Source organism: Chryseobacterium sp. JV558, from assembly GCF_033712365.1.
In the GTDB taxonomy this organism is placed as follows: domain Bacteria; phylum Bacteroidota; class Bacteroidia; order Flavobacteriales; family Weeksellaceae; genus Chryseobacterium.
Genome location: NZ_WJHU01000001.1, coordinates 133269 through 158129 on the forward strand (window position 1 = coordinate 133269; position 24861 = coordinate 158129).

The window sequence follows — 24861 nt, forward strand, 5'->3', positions numbered from 1 at the left end:
AATCACCTGCAACCTATTAACCACCACCTAAAACCTTAAAATATATGGAACGATTATCATATGAAATAGAAATCAATGCCGAACCTGAAAAAGTATGGAGTGTCCTTTGGGGAGATATTACCTACAGACAATGGACAACGGCATTTACAGATGGTTCTTTCTATGAAGGAACGCTCGAAGAGAACAATATCATTAAATTTCTTGACCCCAAAAACAACGGAATGTACAGCAGGGTAGAAAAAGTGATTCCTAATGAAGAAATAAAATTTCTGCATCTGGGAGAAATTTATAATGGTATTGAAGTCCCTAAGGATTGGGGGGAAGCAACAGAAGCCTATTTTCTTGAAGAAAATGAAGAAGGAACGCTGCTGAAAACAGAAATTCAGACCCCTGCAGAATTTAAAGAATTTTTTGAAGAGAAATTTCCCAAAGCGATGAACATTGTTAAACATCTTTCAGAAAATCAGCTTTAAACATTTCTGGTTGAAATATACCGGATATTGAAAGTAATTCATAACCAAATCACCGTAAAAAATATAAAAATGGAAACCTTATCATACGAAACATTAATTGATGCTCCTCTACAGAAAGTATGGGACATTCTCTGGAATCCTGAAACATATAGTGAATGGACCCAATTTTTTGGTGCAGGATCTATCATGAAATCCGATTGGAAGGTAGGTGGGAAAACCTATTTTTTGAATGCTCAGGGAGAAGGAATGGTTTCAACCATAGACAGCCTGGAGGAGCCCAATCAGATTGTTTTTAAACATCTGGGAATGGTAGACAAAAATGGAGTAGAAGACACCCAAAGCAAAGAAGTTATGGAATGGAACGGAAGTTTTGAAAAATACTTTTTAATTGACTTTGGAGGAAAAACAAAACTTCATGCCGAAGTTCAGGTTGAAAAACAATGGGAAGATCACATGAATACAGGCTTTACAAAAGGTCTGATGGTCGTGAAAAGCCTTGCAGAAGGAGTAAGCCTTGATTCAGTGTGATGAAGTTTAAAATTAAAAATTTAGAGTTTATAATTTCTATCTTGATCCTAATCCCTGCTACCTGCAACCTAATATCTACCACCTAAAAAAATGAAACTACTCGTAATACTTTTCGCAACATTTATTCTGGCTTTGCTTGGAACTTTTTTGTTTCTGGGAAAGCCGGATTTTATATTTTCAGGAAACCTGGGAATGGCTGTATTTATTATATTTACAGGCTTTGCCCATTTTAAATTCCAAAAAGGGATGGCCATGATGATTCCGGAGTTTATCCCTGCCAGAATTTTTTGGGTATACCTTACAGGAGTCCTGGAAATTGCTGCGGGAGTTGGGCTTATGATTCCGGCTGTTCGTGAGACTACTGCGATGCTACTCATCATTTTTTATGTATTGGTTTTTATTGCCAATATTAACTCTTCCAGGAAAAGGATTAATATTTTTAAAGCAGATTACACCGGTCCGGGAATGAAATACCTTTACAGGCAAAGAATTCCCATGCAGATTATTTTAATAGTCTGGACCTGGTATTTCGGAATATACTTACACTAAATAAAAGAGACAGTCAGTGAGGCTGTCTTTTTCATATAATTGATAAAATAATGTAACATTTTAGGGGTGTAGTGTGTCCTATTGTATAAATGCATTTTTTTTATTGTTTTGAAAATAAGTGCTTTCTATAACTTTAACCTTAAAAACAGAAGTTATGAATCTAAATCACAAAATTTTAAGTACAGCCATTATTATACTATCTACTATGATGATCAAAGCACAAAGTTCTACGGCCAAACTGCCGGGAGATTCTACCTTGCCATCTTCCAAGGCTAATCTTGAGAAACTTATTTCTTATGATAAAGGAAGCTTTAAATACAAAGTTGAAGATTACTTTGCAAGACCAAAAGCTTCCGGATTTAAAATCTCTCCTGACGGGAAATATCTTTCCTATAAAGAAAAAGATCAGGATAAAAAAAATCATGTATACGTTAAAGACCTGAGTACAGGAAAGATCACTAAGGCCATCGTTGAAAAAGATGATCTGATCAAAGGCTATGGCTGGCTGAACAAAAAACGTCTTTTCTATACGCAGGATAGAGGAGGAAATGAAAATATTCACCTTTATGCTACCGATACAGATGGAAGCAATCAAAAGGATTTAACGCCATTTGACGGTGTAAAAGTGCAAGCTATTATTCCTGTAAAAGATACTGATTTCGTTGTGGTTACCATGAATAAAAACAACAAGCAGATCTTTGAACCTTTTAAAATCAATTTCGTTACAGGGGAAATGACTCAGCTGTACGAAAATAAAGATGTCAACAGCCCTATCGACGACTATCTTTTTGATAAAGATGGGAATCTGAGAGGGTATAGCGTTCTTGAAAACGGATTGACAACAAAAACCTATTATAAAGATCTGCAGACAGGAAAATTCAACCTGATCAAATCTGCAGACTGGTCTGATACCTTTAGTATTATAGAGTTTAATGAAAATTCTAAAAATAAAGACGAAGCGTACGTAGTAACGAATCTTGATAGTGATAAAGCGAGAATTGTACTCTACGATCTGAAAAAAAATGCTGTGATTAAAGAAATTTATTCCAATCCGGTATATGATGTAAGTTCAATAAGTACAGCAGGTAAAAATAGAAATTATGAGCTTGATTTTATTAGCTATGAAGGGACAAAAGGAGAAACAGTTCCGGTAAGTAAATTTTATAAAGAAATACATGATAAATTAAAATCTCAGTTTGGAGACAAGGAATTTGGAATTGCTTCTTCTGATGATAATAATGATAAACTTCTGGTGGTTGTAGGAAGTGATAAGCTCTACGGAACTTATTATGAATACGATACCAAAACCAAGCAGACCAAGCTACTCTACAACCTGATGCCTCAGCTGAAAGAAGAAGATATGGCTGAAATGAGACCTATCGAATTTAAAAGCAGAGATGGAATGACCATTTATGGATATATCACATTGCCTAAAGCAGCGATGGAAGGTAAAAAAGTTCCAATGATTGTGAATCCTCACGGTGGCCCGCAGAGAATCAGAGACAGCTGGGGATTCAATCCGGAAGCACAGTTGTTTGCAAGTAGAGGATATGCCACACTTCAAGTCAATTTTAGGATTTCTGGAGGTTATGGAAAATCATTCCAGAAAGCAGGTTACAAACAGATCGGAAGAAAAGCCATGGATGATGTGGAAGACGGTGTAAAATATGCCATCAGCCAGGGATGGGCAGATAAGGATAAAGTAGCCATTTATGGAGGAAGCCATGGTGGATATGCCACGCTGATGGGCTTGATTAAAACTCCTGATCTGTATACTTGCGGGGTAGATTATGTAGGAGTATCCAACATCTTTACTTTCTTTGATTCGTTCCCGGAATACTGGAAACCTTATAAAGAAATGGTAAAACAAATCTGGTATGACCTGGATAATCCTGAAGAAGCTAAAATTGCGAAGGAAGTTTCTCCAGTGTATCAGATTGATAAGATCAAAAAGCCATTGTTTGTGGTTCAGGGAGCTAATGACCCAAGGGTGAACCTCAATGAATCTGATCAGATCGTAAAAGCTATGCGTGCTAAAGGTTTTGAAGTGCCTTACCTTGTAAAATACGATGAAGGACATGGATTTGGAAAAGAACCGAACAGAATTGAGCTTTATAAATTAATGTTAGGATTCTTTGCAGAAAATTTTAATAAGTAACTAGTAATTTTATAATATGGAAACGGAAGGCTTATGTCTTCCGTTTCTTTTTTGTTATTATGCCTAGATGAATGTTTAGATTCCTACGGAATGACAAGCTGTATGGATAAACTATCATTACAATTGTGTCATTCCGTAGGAATCTCAAATGAAGTTAGAAATTGAGAATGGATAAAAAGGTCATTATCATTCTTCATTGATCCTCCTAGCCCCGATAGCAGCGGTTACCCCGGAGCATGAGTGGGAGAGTCGGAGGGTGAGGTTGTAGGGGAGTTTGGTGTGAGGAGTATGAGCGGATAGCGGGAATAAGCTCCTAAAGAAATGAATAATGAGTAATAAGCAATGAGTAATTTTGTAATAATTGAGAAGATAAAAATGTTGATGGATAAAAGAAAAATTGAATTGTAAGAAAAATATTTTAAATTTATTAAAGTAAAACCAAAAGGCTGGCCGTCATAGCAATATGGAGGTTGTCGAAAAAATAACAATGCCACAGAAGGAGAAAGAAAGCATCATCTCACAGACCGTTTCCAACTACGGAGGGAAGCTGATGTCCTATATTCGTCCGAAAGTGAAAAACACGGAGGATGCGGAAGATATTCTGCAGGAAGTGTGGTATCAGTTCAGTAGCCTTACGAATATTTCGGAGATCGTAAATGTTGGTGGGTGGCTGTATAGGGTAACGGCAAATAAAATTACAGACCGTTACCGCAAAAAGAAAACAGAAAATCTTGAAGATTTCGTATATGAGGATGAAGACGGCAGTTTTTCTATCAAGGATATCCTGTTGATGGATGACAGCGCCGGTCCTGAGGTGAAGATGTTTCAGGATGAGATCTGGAAAAAACTGTTTGAAGCCCTTGATGAACTTCCAGAAAAACAACGACTGGTCTACGTAGAAAACGAACTAAACGACAAAACACTCCAGGAGATTGCCGATGAACAGGGAGAAAACATCAAAACTATCATCAGTAGAAAAAACTATGCTGTGAAGCATTTGAGAAACAGATTGAGAAAATTGTACGAAGATTTAAAAAGTTAGAAAAAGAAATTATGAATTATAAACACAAAAAGGGTTGGATTTTTTTATTGTTATGCCCGCCATTAATTTTAGCTGCTGTTACATGGATTGTAATGCTGCTTTGGAATTGCCTTCTCCCGGAGATTTTAGGAGTAAAAGCCATTACATTCTGGCAGGCCATGGGAATCCTGATCCTAAGTAAAATTCTTTTCGGTGGTTTCCATTTCGGTAAAGGAATGAAAGACTTTAAGGAAAGAAAAATGAGAGAAAAAATGGAAGGCTGGTCTCCTGAAGAAAGAGAGAAATTCAAAGAAGTTTGGAGAAATAAATGTTCAGGCGGATTCTTCAACAGAAACAACGAATAATTTGAAAATTTTAAAGAAGTAGTAAAGTAAAATTAAAATTCATTCGTCTCTATAAAAAACAAGAAGTAGTAAAATTTAAAATTTTGAAAAAATGAAAAATTCAGCATTAAAAGGAGCTCTGGGAGCATTAGCTGTTGTAGGTGTAGCCTTAATCGCTAAAAAAGCAATACAAAGAAAAAGATTTATCAAAGGTATTTTTGATGAGTACGGAATCAAGGAAAAATCACCTTTCGGACTGGCAGATAAGATCAGAGAAATGAATGATGAAGACTATCAGGAACTGAAAGGGAAATTCAAAAAAGAATTCCATTCAAGATGCTGCAAAAAGGATAATACCTGCGAAGCATAATACGTAAGACTAAATTAAAATTGTTAAAATTCCGGCGCGGGAAGCAGAGCTTCCCGCGCCGGAATTTTAACAATAAGACTTATTGTCAGAAAGGAAATATAATAATTTTACCAGACAGCAGGAAAAAACTCACACTACTATTGTTTGAAAGGATTTTGGTCATTATTTATTGCAAATACCGCTCAAGGGAGTCCATCAAAATCTCTTTGGCATTATGGGGCAGATTCTGATAAGGATAAAATCCGTATACAGAATCAAAATTGATGTTTTTTACCTGTTCTTTAATTCTCTTTATCTCTTTCAAAGGTAAAGGAATTCTATTGGGATAGCTGTACATGACGGCAAAATGCTTCATGCTGGGGGAAAGATAAAAAGTGTCACCGCAAAGCACTGTTCCTTTTTCAGACATCGTGGTATGCAGCAGGATGGTGCTGCCTGCAAAATGACCGCCAATATTGATCAGGCACATCCCATCCCATAATGGTAATTCATTTTCTTCCCACAGCAAAATATTGTTTCCTTTTTCACTAATGTATGGCTCGTCATTTTTATGAATGTAAACAGGACATCGGAAAAGGTCTGCCCAATCGTTCATATTGCTGTAATAATGAGGATGCGAAAAAGCGATGGCCTTTAAGCCTCCTTTTGACCGGATAAAATCAATGACATTTTCGTCCAGCAGAGGAATACAGTCCCAAAGAATATTGCCGTGTTCCGAAATAAGCAGAAAAGCTCTTTGTCCGATTGCAAATTTTGGGGTAATGCAGATTTCATAAAGCTTGTCATTGAGTTGTTTAATCTCTGTGGCATGTGTTTTTAAGAGGATGTCGTGGGAAGTCCATTCCTGTCCGGCTGCCGGTACATACTGTCGTTCCTCCATGCATATGGCGCATAGATGATCTGTATAACTGATAGGGAATTGTGTGCCGCAGGCTGTGCATATTTTTTTTGTCTGTACCATATTATTACTTTTGAGATTAATGAGTGGAGACAGTATTGCTGTTGTTATCACTATGCTCGTGTTTTTTAGAAATAGTAATCTGTCCATTCCTTTTGTCTTTATTTTTACAAGGATAAAGTTGAACAGAAATGAAGAGATAAGAAATGGATAATCTGCTGTATTTATTGGACTTTAAAGAAACTCTGTTTTTGCTTTTTTAAAATCGGTAGGGGTAAGTGATACATTTACGGTGAAAAATCGGGTGAAATAGGCATAGTCGTTAAACCCCAGGTGGTAAGCGACTTCTTTAACGGAGAGTTCAGAATAGATCAGCATTCGTTTTGCCTCGAGGATAAGCCTTTCTTTAATCAGGTCCTGTGCTGTTTTACTGCTTATAAGCTTGCAGTAATTGGAGAGTGTTTTGGTACTGATTTGTAATTTTTCTGCGTAGAAACCTGCATTATGATGCTCTGTTAAATATGCTTCCAGTAATTCCTGAAACTGTCTGAATTTCACAAAACGATGGTCTGAAATATCGTTAATAGCACATTGGTTTTTCTTAATCTGATATACTTTCAGCAGAAACGACTTAAGTAAATTGAGCAGAATAGGAGGTGTAAAGGCATTGTGATGGAATGCTTCCTTACTCATTATCTCAAAAAAATCATTAATAGTCTGCTGTTCTTCGGTATTCAGATGAATCACAGGAAGAACATCTATATCATCAAAAACACCGTATTGCAATAAAAACTTGGAATGAACATTGTCGTTTACAAAAAAATGATCATTGAATTTTATCACACCACCGCTGGCTGGGGTTTCTTTATAAATTCTGTGAACGTTTTTCGGATGTAAAAGGAAGAGGCAGGAACCGCAAAACTGATAATCTTTAAAATCAATGGTATGCAGGCCTTTGCCATCCTTTACCCAAATAACCTCGTAATACGTATGGCGGTGATTGTCGATCCTATTGATCTGTCTGACTCTATCTTTATAATAGGATATATAAAAGTTGCTGATAGGAGTGTTCTTAAAGCTTTGCTTTTCGTTATATACCGTTATGCTTTTTTTTGCCTTCATTCACTGTGCTTTTAGGACCTTTTAAAGCATTTATTTTTTTAGATGCAGAGGTCTTATTTCGTTTACGAAAGTTAATAACATTTTTCCAGGTTCTTCTGCAGGAATAAGATGTGCTGAATGTTCAAACCAGATATTTTTTTTCATCGGGGCTTTCAGTTCTTTCATCCAATTGACTACAGGTAAAGTGGGGGTAGTATAATCATGCCTTCCCAAAAACATAAAGACAGGAATGGGAAAATTTTTAACCTTGGAAAAATCGAAATTCAAAAACTCATCCATTACCTTTTCAAGCGTAAATAAGCTGCCGGCCCCGACAGCTTCTGCATCATTCATTGTATATTCCGGATAAAGTAAAGGCGCATTAAAATAGTAGAAACTATTATTTCTATAAGCACTTAATCCACCGTAATATTGCGGCCATTTTCTTGCAATGATAATACGCGATCTTGTAACGGGCTGGTTCCCTGGATACGGATAGATAGACTGCAATTCTTTCAGAGCGACTGTGTTGTTGTTTTCGCGGGCCGTTTTCAATCCATATTCATAGCTGAGTTTTTCATTCTCCGGCATAGTAATAATCTGCCCGATACCAATATAGGCATGGTATAATTGTGGTGCTTTAACTGAGGCTTTTAAACCGATAATTGTTCCCCAGCTATGACCCGCCAGAAACACTTTTTGCTGTTTGTATTTTTTAGTGATCAATCGGGTAATTTCCAAGGCGTCATCAACAAATGTATCAATATGCATAGTTTTACCTAATGCTAAAGTATCATTGGCCAGATAGGTTTTTCCGGCTCCGCGCTGGTCATAGTTGACCACAGTGAAGTATTCTTCCAAAGCTCTTTGATACGTCCAGCTTACAGCACTGAGGGGAGATGCAGGACCGCCATGTATAAAAATAATGATGGGGTTGTTTTTGTCTTTTCCTCTTACATTAACCCATTGTTTTATACCTCCGATGTCTGCGAAAAAGCTTTCCTGAATACCGTTGGGTGTAACAATGCTATCCATATCAGCAATAATTCTTCTGGCTTCTTTGTAATCATCCTGACTTTGGGCTGAAGAATACATGCTGATGAACAAAAAAAGAAAAACAAATCTTATCATGACTATTAAGTTTTTAGCTGGTATTGTAGCGGAATGCTATCTGTTGTTATTCAAAACCTGTGGATTGGCAATATGACTGGGGGTTCCGTTGATATAATTAATCACATTTTCAAATGCTTTTGAGAAATAGAGTTCATACCCATTTTGTTCTACATATCCCAAATGGGGTGTACATATTACATTATTGTATTGTAGCAGTTTGAAATCTTTATCATAAATTGGCTCTTCTTCATACACATCTATGCCTGCCAGAATGTTTTGTCCTTGTGATAAAACATGCTCTAAAGCACCTTTTTCAATCAGTTCTGCACGGGCTGTATTGATCAGGACAGCATTATCTTTCATTAAGGACAGGTCGGTTTCTTTTACAATCTCCAAAGTATCTTTGGTGAGGCGAAGATGTAAAGTAATGATGTCTGCTGTTGTAAAGAAATCCTCTTTGGTGTCAGCTTTTTCAAATCCATCTGCCACTGCTTTTTGTCTGGAAGCCTCGCTTCCCCATACCAGAACGCTGGCTCCAAATGCCTTTGCGTATTGGGCGATCCGCTGGCCAATTTTTCCATAGCCCCAGATGCCTATGGTTTTACCATACACTGTGGAACCTATATTTGTTTGCCAGCTGCCGTTTTTCATCCCTTCAATAGCTTGTGGTATTTTACGTACGGTATTCATTAATAATGCCCAGGTAAGCTCTGCGGGGGCAATGGGAGAACCTATACCCTCGGCTACGGCAACATGATGTTCTGTGCATGCAGCCAAATCCAGATGGCTGGATATTTTACCTGTCTGACTAATGAGTCTGAGGTTGGGGAGTTGATTTAAAAGTCTGTCTGTAATAGCTGTACGCTCTCGGGTAAGTACAAGAATTTCAGCATCAGAAATGGACGCGGCCAGTTTTTCTGCATCTTTTTCTGTGTTGTGTACAATTTGAACATCTTGATCTTTTAAGATTTCAAAACATTTTAAGGATTCGATGACGTGCTGATAGTCGTCTAGAATGACAATTTTCATTACTTAAGATATTGTTGTTAAGATTCAAAAACTATTCCACAGTTTGTATTGTATAAAATAGCTGAAAGGTGAGGTCATTTTAAAAGGTTGAGTTGCCTTTTCGGCTTTTTATGCAAAGCTAAATGATAAAAACAAGCAAATAAATGGACACAATCTACCAATAATTGGATTTTACGGAAACTTAAATCTTGTTGCGAAGTGGGTGGGAAATCTATTGCTGGAGATCTGTAACTTTATCTGCTTTATCTGAAATTTCTAATACCAGCTTTTTGTCTTTCCTACCAGCTTTTTACCAGTTAAATTTTTGTAATAAATATCAGACACAAAGAAAAATAAATCCTTATTTTTGTATTTCTCAATGAAAGACTACTACTATTTTCTCGGTATATCACAGGATGCTTCGGAAGAAGACGTCAAAAAAGCCTATAGAAAACTGTCTTTAAAATATCATCCCGATAAAAATGACAATGACGATTTTTTTGCTGACCGTTTTCGCGAAATTCTGGAAGCTTATGAGACATTGAGTGATCCTGTCAGAAGACGTGCTTATGATCAGAATTTAGAAAATCATCAAAAAAGTTTCAGGTATAATATTCCACCTGCGATCAAAACTTTTACAGCGAATAAAATTCATGCAAAAAAAGGTGAGGAGATTATCATCAATTGGCAGACGAGTAATGCCGATGTGGTGAAAGTATTGCCTTTCGGGTTAGAAAAGCCGTATGGAGAGAGGATCTTTAAGATCACAGAATTTAAAGATGGAAAATTCCAGCTTCTGCTTCATGCAACGAATTCTCTTTTGCACAAAACCGTTGTTCAGGGAATTACCATTACGGAAGTTTTTGAAAATGATACTGAGAAATTCAAAAATTCAGTAGAAGAAATGTTTAAGCCACAACCCAGAACGGTGATGAACAGGTATGGACAGCCTAAAATTATAATGCTGTTTTGGGGAATTATAGTACTGGCAATTGCCCTATACTTTTTGATAAAAACGCTAGCCTAACCTAAGCCATTTTCTTTCTTCCCGGACATTTTTTGCATCTTTTTCCTTTCTTGAACTTTTTACAACACGATTTCTTTTCACAGAACATCTCTTCGTTATTTAATGAGTAAGGTGCCAAAGGCGGAACTTTAAATGGGACAATCATATTCATGTTGCAAATATATTAATTTAGAATAAATATAATTAATAAAATTTCATAAAATTCTTTAAACCTGATCTATAGCAGATATTGCCTGCTTTCTGATGGATTATCTGACGTAAAATTGATGTCCGGATCGTTCTTAATTTCTCCTTCAATTGGGTTTAAGTTTACATTTTGAATAAAACTAATGATAGTAGAATGTTTTAAAGATAAGTTTAACAGGTAAGACAGAAATTAGTGAATAATTCACATTGTTTTAAACAAGATGCCAGTATTTTATTGAATGTAAATTGATTGTTTTATTACATATTATGCATGGAATAAAGGTAGTGTTTGTTGGAACAAGTGTAAACCTTGTTAAAAGTTTATTAAAAACAAATTGTGATAAAAATCACAAATAATTTTGTGATTTATCACCTCCGATATGCTCTTGTACAATCATTCAAAAAATTGTAATTTTACACATCTTTTTACAAACAAAATCTAATAAATAAAAATGAATACAGAACAGTTTGTGAGCCGTCACATTTCCCTTAATGAAGCCGATAAACAGGCGATGTTGGAGAAACTTGGCGTTTCTAGTATTGAAGAGTTAATTTCTCAGACCATTCCATCTTCTATCCGTTTAGAGAAAGATCTTGAGATCTCGGAACCACTTTCTGAATACGAAATGTTGAACCACTCAAAAGAATTGGCATCTAAAAATACAGATTATACGAGTTATATCGGTTTTGGATACCATAACACTCTTTTGCCTTCAGCAATCCAGAGAAATATTTTTGAAAATCCTAGCTGGTATACAGCCTATACTCCGTATCAGGCAGAAATTGCACAGGGAAGGCTTGAAGCTCTTCTTAATTTCCAGACTGTAGTATGTGATCTTACAGGTTTTGCATTAGCTAATGCATCTTTGCTGGATGAATCTACTGCTGCTGCTGAAGCAATGCATATGTTCTTTAACAACAGAACGAAAGACCAGAAAAAAGCAGGAGCTAATAAATTCTTTATTTCTGACCTTGTACTTCCTCAAACAGTTTCTGTTCTAAAAACAAAAGCTGAAGGACTGGAAATAGAAGTTGTAGTAGGAGATCATAAAACGCACCAGTTTGATGGTTCTTATTATGGTGTTTTATTACAATATCCTGGTAAAAACGGAATCGTTCTTGATTACACAGAAGATATCGTAGAATACAAAAAGATTGATCTTCAGGTAGCTGTTGCTTGTGATCCGATGGCTTTGGTTAAACTAAAGTCTCCGGCAGAAATGGGAGCTGACTGTGCAGTAGGAACTACACAGAGATTTGGTATTCCATTAGGATACGGAGGTCCTCACGCAGCTTTCTTTGCTTGTAGAGAAGACTATAAAAGAGATATTCCGGGAAGAATCATCGGGGTTTCTCAGGATATGTACGGAAAACGTGCATTGAGAATGGCATTGCAGACAAGAGAGCAGCACATCAAAAGAGAAAAAGCTACTTCAAACATTTGTACAGCTCAGGTTCTTTTGGCAGTAATGGCGGGAATGTATGCTGTTTATCACGGTCCAAAAGGATTAAACTATATCGCAGATCAGATCCACTTTAAAGCAAATGCTTTGAAAAATGGTCTTAAAGCATTAGGATATCAGACTGTAGAAGAGCCTATCTTCGATACAGTGAAAATAACAATGTCTGAAGAAGAGAAAGCAAAACTGGTAAGACTGATGTTAGATCACAGACTTAACCTTAACTACTTCACAGAAGGTGTGGTAAGTGTTGCGATCAACGAAAGTACAACATTAGAGAAATTAAACGATTTGATGGCTTCTTTCGCTCAGTTTAAAGACAAGCAGACTTTCAAATTAGAAATAAAAGAAGGATACAGCATTCCTGACGAAAACTTAAGAAAAGACGAAATTCTTACGGAATCAGTATTCAACAAATACCATACGGAAACAGAATTGATGCGTTACATCAAGCGTCTTGAGAGAAAAGATTTATCATTGACTCATTCAATGATTTCTTTAGGATCTTGTACGATGAAACTGAATGCAGCAACTCAAATGTTACCGCTTTCTTGGGAAAACTGGGGTGCAGTTCACCCATTTGTACCTGTAAATCAGGCTGAAGGTTACCAGGAAATGATTCGTGAACTAGAGAAAGACTTAGCAGAAATTACAGGTTTTGCAGGAACTTCTCTTCAGCCGAATTCTGGAGCTCAGGGAGAATATGCAGGATTAATGGTAATCAGAGAGTACCATATCTCAAGAGGAGACCACCACAGAAATGTAGTATTGATCCCTCAGTCTGCACACGGAACCAACCCAGCTTCTGCTGCAATGGCAGGGATGAAAATCGTAGTAGTGAAAAACCTTGAAAACGGGGAAATCGACTTCGAAGATCTTAAAGCTAAAACAGAACTTCATTCAGCAAACTTATCTGCTGTAATGATCACTTATCCTTCAACTTACGGATTCTTTGATGCTAACATTAAAGAAATTACCAACCTTATCCACGAGCACGGAGGACAAGTATATATGGACGGTGCAAATATGAACGCTCAGGTAGGATTTACAAGTCCTGGAAATATCGGAGCTGACGTTTGCCACCTTAACCTTCACAAAACTTTTGCCATTCCTCACGGAGGTGGAGGTCCTGGAGTAGGTCCAATCTGTGTTGCTAAACACTTAGTACCTTTCCTTCCTTCTAACGCAAATATCAGAATCGGTTCTAAAGAAGCAATTGAAGGTATTTCTGCTGCACCTTATGGTTCAGGATTGATCCTTAATATTTCTTATTCTTACATCAAGATGCTGGGAACTGAAGGTCTTAAAAAGGCTACAGGTCACGCTATCATGAATGCTAATTACCTGAAAGAAATTTTAGCAGAACATTTCCCAATCTTATATTCTAACGAAAACGGAAGAGTAGCTCACGAATGTATCGTAGATTTCCGTCAGTTCAAATCTTTAGGAATTGAAGTGGCTGATGTGGCGAAGAGATTGATGGACTATGGTTTCCATGCTCCTACCGTTTCTTTCCCGGTTGCAGGTACTTTGATGATTGAGCCTACAGAATCTGAAAGCAAGTCTGAAATTGACCGTTTCGCTGAAGCATTGATCTCTATCAAAAAAGAAATCGATGAGATTGCTAACGGAGAAGCAGATGCTGCTAACAACGTATTGAAAAACGCTCCTCACACAGAACAATTGGTAATCTCTGATTCTTGGGATAAGCCATACAGCAGAGAAAAGGCAGCTTATCCATTAGAGTGGGTAAGAGACCACAAATTCTTCGCTACTGTAGCAAGAGTAGATGAAGCTTACGGAGACAGAAACTTGGTATGTACTTGTGAGCCGATTGAAGCTTATATGTAATCTCAGTTTTTTAACTATAAAAAATCCCTTTCAGTAATGAGAGGGATTTTTGTTTTTTGTCAGTCATTGCGAGCAAAGCGAAGCAATCTCACTGTTGTTTCTGTGAATTTTTTTGTTCAGAATTTATAATCGAAGTTCTTTTTACCATTAGCTCCATTTTGCTGTAAAAGCAACAATCGCAAAATAAATGGCAAGCATGATCACATTAGTAATGAGATTGACCAGAAAAAATGGTTTTATTAATTTCCAGCCACTCAGTTTCGTTTTCAGTGAAAGCCAGTAAAAAGGAAATTCAATAACCAGAGTAGCTCCAAAACTGTATAGAAACCCAATAAAAAAACCTCCCAGTTCATATTGTCCTACCCTTGATTTCATACCCCAGAAGTCTGGATATCCGTTGATGAAAGAGAAATGAGGCGCAATGAAGTAATATCCTGCAAACATAGAAATATAGTTGGCCGCAATAATGAGCCATTTTCTGTTCTGTAGATTGAATTTTTCTAAAAGAAGTTTACTTTCAAATGTTCCGATTATAAAATTGATCCAGATCAGATGTAAAAAGCTAAACCAAATCATTGGGGAACCTGCATTGGCTAAAAGAAAATTTGGAATCAGCAGGAGGGCTAGCAGAAGGTAGTTTTGGTTATTGGTTTTGATCATATATACAAATGGAAGAATTTTAAAATGTAAAACGTTTCATTTTTGAAATGTTTGACTTTATTACATTTTTGTAAAAGTAAGCAAATTCTATTGAAATATTTGGGAAACAGGCTGCATGGTTAGAACTGAGTACATATTATTACAAATGATAAAGGTCTTATTATTCTAGTAGTTTATATTTCTCCGCATAATCTTCTTTTGCCTTAAAGTGCCCAGTTTTTTGATCATAAAGAAAAATATATTCTACAGGAATTTTTTTGAAAGGATTATCAATAGAATAATTAATCTCCTTTCCATCTATTGTTGTGTTGTCATACCAGAATCCACAAGCTACGCAAAGTCTCCTGACTTTGAGTAAATTATTCATTATCATAATTGTTATATTTCGAAAATTCAGAACTTCTATTTGTGTTAATCACTAGGTTTTCTGCAATTTCAATTGAATCGATTATTCCTGCGCCATCAGAGTAATTAGTTGCTGAAGAATAAATGTAGTGATTTGCCTTTGAAACAATCCCGGCACGAACTGGGTTCAGGTGTATGTAGTTTAATTTATCCCATAGGAATTTTAAGCTGAAAATTTCCTCAGCATGATTTCCGTATTGCCAAACTTGAAAATTCTTATTTCTTGAATGAGTTTCAGTAGCTTTGGTCAATCGTTCTAAAATCCAATCTTTTCGGCTTTCCGGTTCTGTCTGTATTTTTTCTAATATTTGTTTCGCTGTAAATTTTTTAAAATCTCTGATTAGATCTGAAAGTTTCCCATCCTTTGCCTGTACAATAAAATGTAAATGGTTACTCATGATGACATAACCATACAGGGTCATTCCTTTGTTTTTAATGCAGAATTCTAAACATTCTATAATAGTATTTCGATATGTTTTTCTGGTAAAAATATCTATCCATTCAATAATGGTACAAGTTAAAAAGTGAGGTCTGTTCTGATCTCTTATGATATATCCTTCTTTCATATTTGGTTTTTATCAAAGATAATTAATAGAAGTATATATATTGTTTAGATTTTTATTTGCCTCAAAGTCAGGAGACTTTGCGGAGCTTAGTAAAAAAAATCTTGAAAAAAAAATCACCTCCCAAAACTGAGAGGTGTTCTATTGTTTTCTGTCATATTCCTTTACCTTCTTTTAAAGCTATAGGCAAGCAAAATAGCTACGCCCATAGTGACGCAGGTTATAATTGAAATAGTTTCAATGGAGATTCCACTTTTCATCTGTGTGTTTTCTTTTTCACATGAAAAAAAGAATAATACTGCTATAAATAGACAGCCCGAGAGTAATTTTTTTGTCATACAATGTATTTGTTTGGTTCTTAAAGTTTTATAGCAAAAAGTATACCGGATTTGTAGACTAAGACTAAGCTGTTTTTAAGGTCTTTTATTTAGATTTTTGGAAATCTTATCAATTGCCGATTGATATTGAAAATAGCTGACACAGGTGATAAGAATAAAAAATAGGGTTGGGATGAAAAGCTCTATAATCATATGACCCACCAGGAAGTGCAAAATTAAGAAAAGAATAACAGCGTATATCAAATTAAAAAAGACAGGATAAAAAGATTCTATCTTGTAAGTTAAAATCCTTGTATTTTCATTATAGATGAAGTATTCCTTGCCGGGAGATATCACAAGAGGAGATCGGTTGGAGAAATCTAGTTTTATCAGGCTGTTTTTTCCCGTTATGATATTGTTCTCAATATTGATATGATCTATTTCTCTTTCTATAAATGAGTTTTTTACAGCATCAATAACGTTTGCTAAGGATTTTCCGTTTTTTATTTCCCGTTCAAATGTATAGTGGAATGAAAACATAGTTGTTGTTCTGAATTTATTCTTCTTTATTTTTAACATCTCCCTCGTTCCAATAATAACTGTCCGGGTAGATTCTCTTTCCAAAAACAGCGGTTCCTACCCGTACAATAGTGGCTCCTTCTTCAATGGCCGTTTCTAAATCTCCGCTCATTCCCATGGAGAGTTCTTTCATTTCCACATTCGGGATATTTTCATGGATGATTTCCTTCTGAAGGTTTTTCAGAATTTTAAAACAAGCTCTTATTTTTTCTGTTTCGGCATTGAAAAGGCCAATAGTCATCAAGCCTTTTATTTTTAATGTAGAGAAGCCAGAAACCTTTTGGGTAAGTTCAATTGCCTTGTTGGGATCAACGCCGAATTTACTTTCTTCATTAGAGGTATTTACCTGAATTAAAACATCCATCGTTTTGTTTTCGTTCAAAAGCCTTAGGTGGAGTTTTTCGGCCAGTTCCAGACGATCCAGAGACTGAACGCAGGTAACGTCATATTTCAGAATATCTTTGATTTTATTGGTCTGAAGATGTCCTATAAAATGATTGTCATGAGGTATATTTTTTAAATCATCGTACTTCTCCTTCAATTCCTGTACCTTGTTTTCCGCAATTAAGGTTTGTCCATGTTCCAAAGCAGTTTTGATTCGATCTGCGGAAACTGTTTTGGTGGCCAGTAGTAATTTAACTTCATCAATATTTCTTCCGGATTGTTCACAGGCAGTTTTTATCCGGTTATTGATGATGGTGAGATTGTGGAAGATGTCTTCTTTCATGATGGGATGGTTTCTTTGGCTTCCAGTTTTTTTATTAACGCAGCTTTTACCGCAGTTAAAGCATAATCTTTAGCTTCAGCAAAAGAAACAGAGTACTTTCTTTCAACCGTTCTCATGTCTTCAGGGAATTGACCTAACAATTGGTCGTAGTAGATATTCAGGACTTCAGCGGAAGGCATTTTGTAATTGATCTTCAGCTGAAAACGTCTTAGCAGAGCCGTATCAATAATTTCAGGATGATTGGTCGCACAAAGTAAAAGTGAATGTTCAGGATAATAATCAATCAATTGAATCAGAGTATTCACAAGTCTTCTCATTTCTCCTACATCCTTATCATCGCTGCCTCTCGCTTTTCCAATTTGATCCAGCTCATCAAGAAAAAGTACAGATCTTTCCCTTGCAGCCTTATCAAAGATCATTTTAATATTCTGGGAAGTTTCGCCAATACGTGATGAAACAATGTTACTCAGATTAAGGATCATAATGTTTTTTCCTAAAGCATTCGCGACAGCCTTTGCAGTCATTGTTTTTCCACATCCGGAACTTCCCTGTAGTAAAATCTTATTATTAACCGGAAGACCGTATTCCTGCAGTTCTTTAATATAGTTGTGTTCCTTGATAAGCTGCACAAGATGATCCTTGTTGTGTTTATCGAGAAATACTTCATTAAGGTTTACTTGTTCTTTATCCTGGATAATAAGATTGTACAGACTCATGATGATAATAAAATGATTATTGAATAAACAAAGATAAAGCTTTATTAAATGCCGGAAGAAATCCTGAATAATAATAAGCAGCTAGGCCAGCATGGGGCGAAAAATGATTGGTTGTGAATGAAAAAAAATCTGAAAATAGCTTTGGAGTTTGCAGCATAAAATAATTTAATCTCTTAGTTAATAGGTATTTAAAACAAAAAGAAAAGCCGGACTTACGAACGGCTTTTTCATTTGGATATTAAAATTTGTTATGAAACTAAGATCTTGCTGTTTATGTTTTTGGGCCCTTTTACCCAATGAGTAAAAGAGCAATCCGATCTCTCAGACTAAAAACATAAAACAATATAATTAGTATAGATTTTCTATAGGCTTGCTTTATTTTAAATTAGTTTCTTTCTCTTCTTACTGTCATGAAATATGAAGTGATTACTACTAAACCTGTTACGATGCCGATATAAGTTACCATTTTGTATTATTTTTAATTATTTGACTTTTTTTTATCAATCTTTCAATTGCAATATTACTACTTTCAAATCATGTGCCAAAGTAAATACTTATGATGTATATCAGTGTATTACGTAGGTTTGTGTTCATTTATTGGTTAATTTTTGTTTACATTAAATTAATGCATTATTGAGAATTTATTAATACTTTTATTATTCTCTCTGTAAAATTATGTGAAAATGTTAACCGTTTATTGACTTCTATATTGGAGTTGATAAAACAAATAATAAATAATGCGCAGCATAATATTGTTTTAAACCACTTTTTTTGAATGTAAATTTTTCACGCGAAAAGGATTTTCATGTTAAGAAAATTTATTTTTAGCATCGTTTTTCATTCGGAATTTTTGTCATCTGTCACATTTCATGACATGGAGAAATATTGTTTTTGTGTCAGAACAGAAAAAAAAGATTGCATAGTGGCATACTTTTTCAAACCATTCAAATCTTGAATGCAATTAAATATAAGGCACTTAAGATGACTTAAGTGCCTGTGGAAAGTGTAATCAGATGATTAGTCGTTTAAAAACTGAGAGTTTTCACAGTGTAATAAACACGGAGAAATATTTGCTGTCTTTGGACAAACAGAGAATTCTATTGCTATTCCTTTTTGGAAGTACCGAAGTGCTTTTGTTACTTTTGTACAAAGAATAAATTTATGGGACGCAGTTATATTTTTCTTGCTTTAGCTATTGTATTTGAGATCATCGCTACGAGTTTTCTGAAAAAATCTGAGGAATTCTCCAAACTATGGCCATCCGTAGTGACCGTCATAGGATATGCCTGTGCTTTTTATTTTCTAAGTCTCACCCTTCGTCAGATTCCTGTAGGAATTACCTATGCAATCTGGTCCGGAGTGGGAATTGTCTTTATAACAATGATTGGGGTTATTGCTTTTAAGCAGATTCCGGACCTGCCAGCTATTATTGGTATTGCTCTGATCGTAATAGGAGTGATTATTATTAATGTATTTTCAAAAATGGGAACGCATTAAAAAATAATCTCCTGATGCTTTTGCATCTGTTTCCAATGTTGAGACCTTTTTTTGTATAAGAAAAACTTTCCCAGTTTATATTTGAATTTTAAATAGCCCCGGAATTCAATTCCCTCAAACAAAGTAAAAGGTATGGCGGGATTTTCTTTCAAAGATTCTCTGATCCCATTACTGAACACGGTAGGACCTGTTGTAGCATGTATATTATGTGGGTAGCGGTGATTGTTTATATTATCAATCATCAATTCTAATGTTTTCTTTAGAAAAGGATGATTTTTATTGAAAATAAGTGCCCATTGAACATACAGATTTTCGTGTCTTTCCACGCTGATCACAGCTTCATCATCTTCCTTGATAAGTTTTTCAAACGGTTTTATAATGCTGCTGTCGATATCCAGATATATTCCGCCTTTTTTATATAAAACAGCATATCTGAAGAAATCGGCTTTTGAAGCTCCTATAGTCAGTTTACGATAGCTTTCAATATATTCAGGAGGAAATTCTTCGGTGATAAATTTCTCTATATCCTGGTCATCATAGAAAAAATAGCGGTATCCCGGGTTTTTTCTTTTCATATTCCAGACATGATATCGTGTAATCAAAGGAAGTTTTTTGGTTATAAAAGTCTGAAATATTTGTTTAGGTACTGCCATTTTCTATTTTTAGTATGTTCTTATTAAAATCCTGAAATCATTTTTCATCAACTATGTTCGTACACTAATGAGATTTTTCATAAGAGAGATAATCTCTGAATGTGAAACAGCTTATGCTTAGCTGAAGTTTTGATTGTTTTTTGTGAAAATGGTTAAATGCCGGAGATAAGAAATTTTAATTTTCTTTTAATCTCCTGATCTGGGAATATTGAAAATAAGTTCAGATATTGTAAAAATCAAAATTAAGCACAGGCTGAGAAAAGCTTTGTTGATTTTATTTTGTTCTTTTTCTTTCAAAAGGATTATAAGAAATTCCGGCATTGAAATAGAGTGAAGGTTTATAAGTTCCTTTCCATAGATAATCATTGAAGGAATCCTGTTTATTAAAAGCCCTTGAGTTTATATTTGCTCTGAGCCCGGTTTTAAATGTTCCTATGAAGTTTCCACCCAGATTATGCTCATAGATCACACCGGAATTGATGGCAACCTGCCGGAATTCGTACGTATTATTATTGTGGTAAGTATAAAATGATGTATTATCCATTTCCGTTCCCAGAGACAGTCTTCCATTGGAAGAAATATCTTTTCGTATCAATACTTTTTTCGGAAGTAGAACATCCAATACCCATCCGTTATTGAATCTGTTTTCATAAGCAAAGATAGGCAGCACTGGAATCTGCGTACTGGGATCAATAATACCTGCCAACCCAATGGACATTTTTGTTTTCGGAGTGGCTTTTAAAACTAATGAAGCGGTTACCAAACCTCTGATACGTTCAAAATGCTGATCACTTCCATCTGCAGAAATGCTGGCGGAATAAATGGCTGTCTTTTTGAATAATCTCGAAAAATAACTCAGATTGACCGATTCTGAATGATAATGGAAATCTTTCTCGGTTTCAGTTCCGAGGATGACAGGATTCTCGTTTGTGATTGAAGTGTAGCGATAGTTCAGTGTAGTACTCAAAAGCCAGTTCCTCTTTTTGATAAAGTAAATATTGGCATCTGCTTTCATCTGCTGAAAACTTTTTACCTTGTTGTCCGGAAGATCCTGCCCCTGAAGCTGTGAAGAGAATGAGGAAGGAGTGACAAAGGTGTATTCAACATTAAAGTTACGTGCCTGCGGAATTTTATCAGCAAAAAAAGCACGTACTTTTAATGGAATACTGTCTTTTTTCTGGGCATAAGTAATGTTTTTTAAAGGGAGTATTGCCAGTGGGACAAGTACTCTTCTTAATGCTTTCATGGTGTTTATTTTAAGGTTTGAATTACAGATTGAAAAAAATTGAAGGTGAAAATTTTGTCATAGAAGATATCCAGACTGTTTTCAATGACTGCATCCGTATAGCTGCCTGTATCCGGAATATGGGTTTCCTCTACAAAAACAAACCAGAGTTCCGAGAGCCCATATCTTCTTCTAAACTCTTCAGAAGCATTACTGTCAGGCACAGGAGAGTGGTTCAGATCACAAAACAGAATTCCTTTTTTATCACCATGATCTTCTACAATATTAATAGGATGGTGGAGATAGCTGAGAATTTTCATTTTTGGTTCAAAACATTCTACAAAATGATGTAAATCTATGAGCTGTATTACTTTTTCTTCCTGTTGAGATTCTGTCATAAAGAAGCATTCTAATGATATTTCCTGAGTCAGTTCATGAAAAGCTGTTAATTCCATAAGTGTTATTTTACAGGACAAAGGAATAGAGAAAAGCAGAGCGTGAATTTGTTTTTATACAAAATGGCAGGTATTTTATACAAAATCCCGGAGTTCTATAATTGGTATAATAAAATGCAGGTTTTGTATAATAAAATAGTTGTAATTTCCGTTATTGTCTATTTTTGTTAATGATAAAATGAGCCTATCGTATGAAATACAGTCCGCAGAAATTTGAAGAAACCTTTGTAATGGATTTTTTGGTGGAAGCGAAGTACGGACTCCGAAGGCATCTGCTGTTTCTGATCTTCTTTTTCTTTATGCTGTATAGCGCGAGATTCTGGCACTGGTATTCCGGAATCTATCAATACTATGTTTTATTCTTTGTCTATACCGTTCTTATTGCAATGGTTTACATTAATATATATGTATTGGTCCCACGGTTTTTCTTTAAAACAAAATACCTTACTTATCTTGTATTGCTTGTTCTGATGGGAGTGATGGGACTCAATTTCATTGGGTATAGTTTCAAATATTTTTTTGGAGAATTCAGAACGCAATATATTCCGAAGGATAACGAAAAAGGAGGAATCTATGAAGGTGTTCTGATGTGTATCCCGATTATTCTCACAACCACAACCGTAAAACTTTTACAAAAATGGATCAGTGATAATAAAAGGATCAGCGAGCTGAGCAACCTTACCCTGAATATGGAGTTGAATGAACTGAGAAACCAGATCAATCCCCATTTTCTCTTTAATATGCTGAATAATGTAAAAGCACTCATCAGAACAGATCCTGCAAAAGCTTCTGTTGTTATTGTAAAGCTTTCTGAATTTCTCAGATACCAGCTGTATGAAAACAGTGAAGAAAAAACACTGTTGACTTCAGAAATTGATTTTCTGTCCAACTTTTTAAACCTCGAAAAGATAAGACGGGATAATTTCTCATTTGATATTCAGACCGATGTTGATAAAAGAATGCTCAACAGTACGTTTATCCCGCCAAACCTGTTTACCACTTTTGTTGAAAATGCCGTCAAACATAGCGTAGATATTAGTGGGGGAGAGTCATATGTGAAGATAAAAATCAGTATCGAGAATAAGCAGCTTCATTTTATGTGTGTCAACTCCAGAAATGCAGGTTATATTGTTTCGGACAAAAAAAGTAGCGGACTTGGACTGGCGAACATCACCAGAAGGCTTGAGCTTCTCTATAGTGATACCTTCAATCTGCAGATAGAATCAGGTGAAAAAGAATATAGTGTAAATTTAAAAATTCCCGTGTGATGAATTGTATTATCGTTGATGATGAACCCCTGGCAAGATCGGAAATGAGATCGCTGATCGCTGAAATTTCCAATATTGATATTCTTGGTGAATTTTCCAATGCACCGGCTGCACTTGATTTTGTTAAAGATAATGATGTAGACCTTATTTTCCTGGATATTGAAATGCCTATGGTGACTGGCCTTGAGTTTGCAGAAATGCTTCCCAAAAAATCACTGATTATCTTTACAACAGCCTATTCTCAATATGCACTAAAAAGTTACGAACTGGAAGCGGTAGATTACCTGCTGAAGCCTATTGATCCCCAGAGGCTGGAAAAGGCTATTGAGAAAGCCATACTTTATACCGAACTTTTGTCTAAAGACACCGTGAAAAACACAGTAGAATCTAATACTGCAGACTTTTTATTCATCAAAGCAGAGCGAAGATTCTATAAAATCAGTTTTTCAGATATTAAATTTATAGAAGGGCTTAAGGATTATGTGGTCATTCATACAAAGCAGCAAAAGCTTATTACGGCAATGAATTTAAAAACCATTCATCAGAAAATATCTGGGGAAACCTTCATCAGAGTAAGCAAATCATACGTTGTCAATATGAATTATATTGATTCATTTGATAATCATAATATCTACATCGAAGACTCCGAGATCCCTCTTGGAGAGGTCTACAGATCTGATTTTTTCACAAAATTTGCCGGAGGACTCCTGAACTCAGACTGATATAAAATGAGTGATGAATAATAAGTAATGAGTAATCGTACTTTGCAGGGCTTGCAATCCAAATTATAATTTACATCATTATCTGTGAAAATCTGTGTAATCTGTGGGAAAAATTATTCAATAGAAACGGGCTTTAGCCCATTCGGATAAATAAACCCTTCAACGGCTTTAGCCAAAACTTAAAATAGTATTGATCTAATAAAGCTTCTGATCTTTTTCACAATAGAAGCTCCTCCTTTTGCCAACACCTGTTTGTTTTTTAATTAATTTCTGTCCACAAACCGGACATAGAGATTTGGTATGAACAAGCCAGTGTTTTTTCAATACAAGTTCTCTTTTCCATTTCAGAAAATCAAAACTGTAATTCCTGGCTTCAGCAATAAGCTCTTTCCTTTTTTTGGCGGGAAGATTCCCCAGTAAACTTTCCGGCTGTACTCCAATTCTGAAAAGCACTTCATTTTTAATGATATTGCCGACCCCAGAGAAAATATCCTGATTCATCAATGCATCACACACCATCATTTTTGGATTTGATTTCAGTTTTTCCTCTGCTTTTTTAGGATTCCACTGATCGCTCATTATATCAGCTTCCCAATCAATTATGGAGAGAAATTCAAGGTCTACGGATTTTACAGAACAGGTGTAAAAATAGATGCTTCCGGTAGAGAAAAATAGCGCTAAACGTAAACTCTTATCCGGTTTGGTCTGTTCATCAATGCTGTAAGAACCAAACATTAATAAATGAATCCGGATCGCTGCTTTTTCAAAAACGAGATAAGTTTGTTTTCCAAAAGTTCGGATTTCCAGAAGGGATTGGCCAATAAAAATTTCTTTCTCGAATTTGGCATTTCCTGAAACTTCTGTCACTTGCTGACCTGCAAATGGCTGCAGGCTTTCTTTCATTAATAGGATGGATGGACCTTCAGGCATACGTTTGTTTTGAGATAAAGATTCAAATAATATTCCATAACCAAATAAAATCCTGCG

25 protein-coding genes are annotated in these 24861 nt (G+C 35.6%); 12 read left to right on the forward strand and 13 right to left on the reverse strand.

Features of this window, described 5'->3' with window-relative positions:
* The first annotated feature begins 44 nt into the window (after nt 1-44).
* The 7 genes from GFU89_RS00660 (at nt 45) to GFU89_RS00690 (ending at nt 5443) form a co-directional block, all read left to right on the forward strand.
* Nucleotides 45-473, forward strand: coding sequence for an SRPBCC domain-containing protein (locus GFU89_RS00660; RefSeq protein WP_318845293.1), 429 nt, complete (start codon nt 45-47; stop codon nt 471-473).
* A 69-nt stretch (nt 474-542) separates the two neighbouring features.
* The gene (locus tag GFU89_RS00665; protein WP_318845294.1) at nt 543-1001 is read left to right on the forward strand and encodes an SRPBCC domain-containing protein; all 459 of its coding nucleotides are present in this window, start codon (nt 543-545) and stop codon (nt 999-1001) included.
* A 90-nt stretch (nt 1002-1091) separates the two neighbouring features.
* Nucleotides 1092-1550, forward strand: coding sequence for a hypothetical protein (locus GFU89_RS00670; RefSeq protein ID WP_318845295.1), 459 nt, complete (start codon nt 1092-1094; stop codon nt 1548-1550).
* A 154-nt stretch (nt 1551-1704) separates the two neighbouring features.
* On the forward strand, nt 1705-3708 hold the full coding sequence (locus GFU89_RS00675; protein ID WP_318845296.1) for a S9 family peptidase: 2004 nt from the start codon (nt 1705-1707) through the stop codon (nt 3706-3708).
* A gap of 487 nt (nt 3709-4195) precedes the next feature.
* Nucleotides 4196-4750, forward strand: coding sequence for an RNA polymerase sigma factor (locus GFU89_RS00680; protein ID WP_223601627.1), 555 nt, complete (start codon nt 4196-4198; stop codon nt 4748-4750).
* A gap of 11 nt (nt 4751-4761) precedes the next feature.
* On the forward strand, nt 4762-5094 hold the full coding sequence (locus GFU89_RS00685) for a hypothetical protein (protein WP_142718198.1): 333 nt from the start codon (nt 4762-4764) through the stop codon (nt 5092-5094).
* A 91-nt stretch (nt 5095-5185) separates the two neighbouring features.
* The gene (locus GFU89_RS00690; protein WP_047385468.1) at nt 5186-5443 is read left to right on the forward strand and encodes a hypothetical protein; all 258 of its coding nucleotides are present in this window, start codon (nt 5186-5188) and stop codon (nt 5441-5443) included.
* 166 nt (nt 5444-5609) lie between these two features.
* Here the strand turns inward: GFU89_RS00690 and GFU89_RS00695 are convergent, their stop codons facing one another.
* From GFU89_RS00695 to GFU89_RS00710, 4 genes are all read right to left on the reverse strand, one after another.
* Nucleotides 5610-6404, reverse strand: coding sequence for a hypothetical protein (locus GFU89_RS00695; protein ID WP_318845297.1), 795 nt, complete (start codon nt 6402-6404; stop codon nt 5610-5612).
* 171 nt (nt 6405-6575) lie between these two features.
* Complete coding sequence (locus tag GFU89_RS00700) at nt 6576-7463, reverse strand: helix-turn-helix domain-containing protein (RefSeq protein WP_318845298.1); 888 nt, start codon at nt 7461-7463, stop codon at nt 6576-6578.
* A gap of 30 nt (nt 7464-7493) precedes the next feature.
* Complete coding sequence (locus tag GFU89_RS00705; RefSeq protein WP_318845299.1) at nt 7494-8573, reverse strand: alpha/beta hydrolase; 1080 nt, start codon at nt 8571-8573, stop codon at nt 7494-7496.
* A gap of 36 nt (nt 8574-8609) precedes the next feature.
* Entirely contained in the window at nt 8610-9584 is a 975-nt protein-coding gene (locus GFU89_RS00710; protein ID WP_318845300.1) for a D-2-hydroxyacid dehydrogenase family protein, read from the reverse strand.
* A 358-nt stretch (nt 9585-9942) separates the two neighbouring features.
* Here GFU89_RS00710 and GFU89_RS00715 point away from each other — a divergent pair, with 358 nt between their 5' ends.
* On the forward strand, nt 9943-10590 hold the full coding sequence (locus tag GFU89_RS00715) for a J domain-containing protein (RefSeq protein ID WP_318845301.1): 648 nt from the start codon (nt 9943-9945) through the stop codon (nt 10588-10590).
* 638 nt (nt 10591-11228) lie between these two features.
* Nucleotides 11229-14087: an aminomethyl-transferring glycine dehydrogenase gene (gcvP, locus tag GFU89_RS00720; protein WP_318845302.1), complete on the forward strand. Its 2859-nt coding sequence runs from the start codon at nt 11229-11231 to the stop codon at nt 14085-14087.
* Between the two features lie 147 nt (nt 14088-14234).
* On the opposite strand, the gene GFU89_RS00725 is transcribed toward gcvP, so the two are convergent.
* From GFU89_RS00725 to GFU89_RS00745, 5 genes are all read right to left on the reverse strand, one after another.
* Nucleotides 14235-14747: a hypothetical protein gene (locus GFU89_RS00725; RefSeq protein WP_318845303.1), complete on the reverse strand. Its 513-nt coding sequence runs from the start codon at nt 14745-14747 to the stop codon at nt 14235-14237.
* Between the two features lie 160 nt (nt 14748-14907).
* Nucleotides 14908-15114, reverse strand: a complete 207-nt coding sequence (locus tag GFU89_RS00730; RefSeq protein WP_318845304.1) for a hypothetical protein — start codon at nt 15112-15114, stop codon at nt 14908-14910.
* A complete protein-coding gene (locus GFU89_RS00735; RefSeq protein WP_318845305.1) occupies nt 15107-15718 on the reverse strand; it encodes an REP-associated tyrosine transposase in 612 nt (203 codons plus the stop codon). Before GFU89_RS00735 ends, GFU89_RS00730 begins: the two co-directional genes overlap by 8 nt.
* Before the next feature lie 870 nt (nt 15719-16588).
* The gene (locus GFU89_RS00740; RefSeq protein ID WP_318845306.1) at nt 16589-17338 is read right to left on the reverse strand and encodes a YggS family pyridoxal phosphate-dependent enzyme; all 750 of its coding nucleotides are present in this window, start codon (nt 17336-17338) and stop codon (nt 16589-16591) included.
* Nucleotides 17335-18054: an ATP-binding protein gene (locus GFU89_RS00745; RefSeq protein WP_318845307.1), complete on the reverse strand. Its 720-nt coding sequence runs from the start codon at nt 18052-18054 to the stop codon at nt 17335-17337. Before GFU89_RS00745 ends, GFU89_RS00740 begins: the two co-directional genes overlap by 4 nt.
* 1161 nt (nt 18055-19215) lie before the next feature.
* Here GFU89_RS00745 and GFU89_RS00750 point away from each other — a divergent pair.
* Nucleotides 19216-19551, forward strand: coding sequence for a DMT family transporter (locus tag GFU89_RS00750; protein ID WP_047385461.1), 336 nt, complete (start codon nt 19216-19218; stop codon nt 19549-19551).
* On the opposite strand, the gene GFU89_RS00755 is transcribed toward GFU89_RS00750, so the two are convergent.
* The 3 genes from GFU89_RS00755 to GFU89_RS00765 form a co-directional block, all read right to left on the reverse strand.
* Nucleotides 19548-20204: a glycosyltransferase family 32 protein gene (locus GFU89_RS00755; protein ID WP_318845308.1), complete on the reverse strand. Its 657-nt coding sequence runs from the start codon at nt 20202-20204 to the stop codon at nt 19548-19550. The genes GFU89_RS00750 and GFU89_RS00755 overlap by 4 nt on opposite strands.
* A 274-nt stretch (nt 20205-20478) precedes the next feature.
* Nucleotides 20479-21450: a DUF6268 family outer membrane beta-barrel protein gene (locus GFU89_RS00760; protein ID WP_318845309.1), complete on the reverse strand. Its 972-nt coding sequence runs from the start codon at nt 21448-21450 to the stop codon at nt 20479-20481.
* A gap of 5 nt (nt 21451-21455) precedes the next feature.
* Complete coding sequence (locus GFU89_RS00765; protein WP_318845310.1) at nt 21456-21884, reverse strand: hypothetical protein; 429 nt, start codon at nt 21882-21884, stop codon at nt 21456-21458.
* A gap of 191 nt (nt 21885-22075) precedes the next feature.
* Between GFU89_RS00765 and GFU89_RS00770 the strand changes: the two genes are divergently transcribed.
* Nucleotides 22076-23152 (forward strand): sensor histidine kinase, encoded by a 1077-nt coding sequence (locus tag GFU89_RS00770; protein ID WP_318845311.1) that lies wholly within the window; start codon nt 22076-22078, stop codon nt 23150-23152.
* Nucleotides 23152-23874: a LytTR family DNA-binding domain-containing protein gene (locus GFU89_RS00775; RefSeq protein ID WP_318845312.1), complete on the forward strand. Its 723-nt coding sequence runs from the start codon at nt 23152-23154 to the stop codon at nt 23872-23874. Before GFU89_RS00770 ends, GFU89_RS00775 begins: the two co-directional genes overlap by 1 nt.
* Nucleotides 23875-24069: 195 nt before the next feature.
* Here GFU89_RS00775 and GFU89_RS00780 read toward each other — a convergent pair whose 3' ends face one another.
* Nucleotides 24070-24804: a DNA-formamidopyrimidine glycosylase family protein gene (locus GFU89_RS00780; protein WP_318845313.1), complete on the reverse strand. Its 735-nt coding sequence runs from the start codon at nt 24802-24804 to the stop codon at nt 24070-24072.
* Nucleotides 24805-24861: the final 57 nt, after the last annotated feature.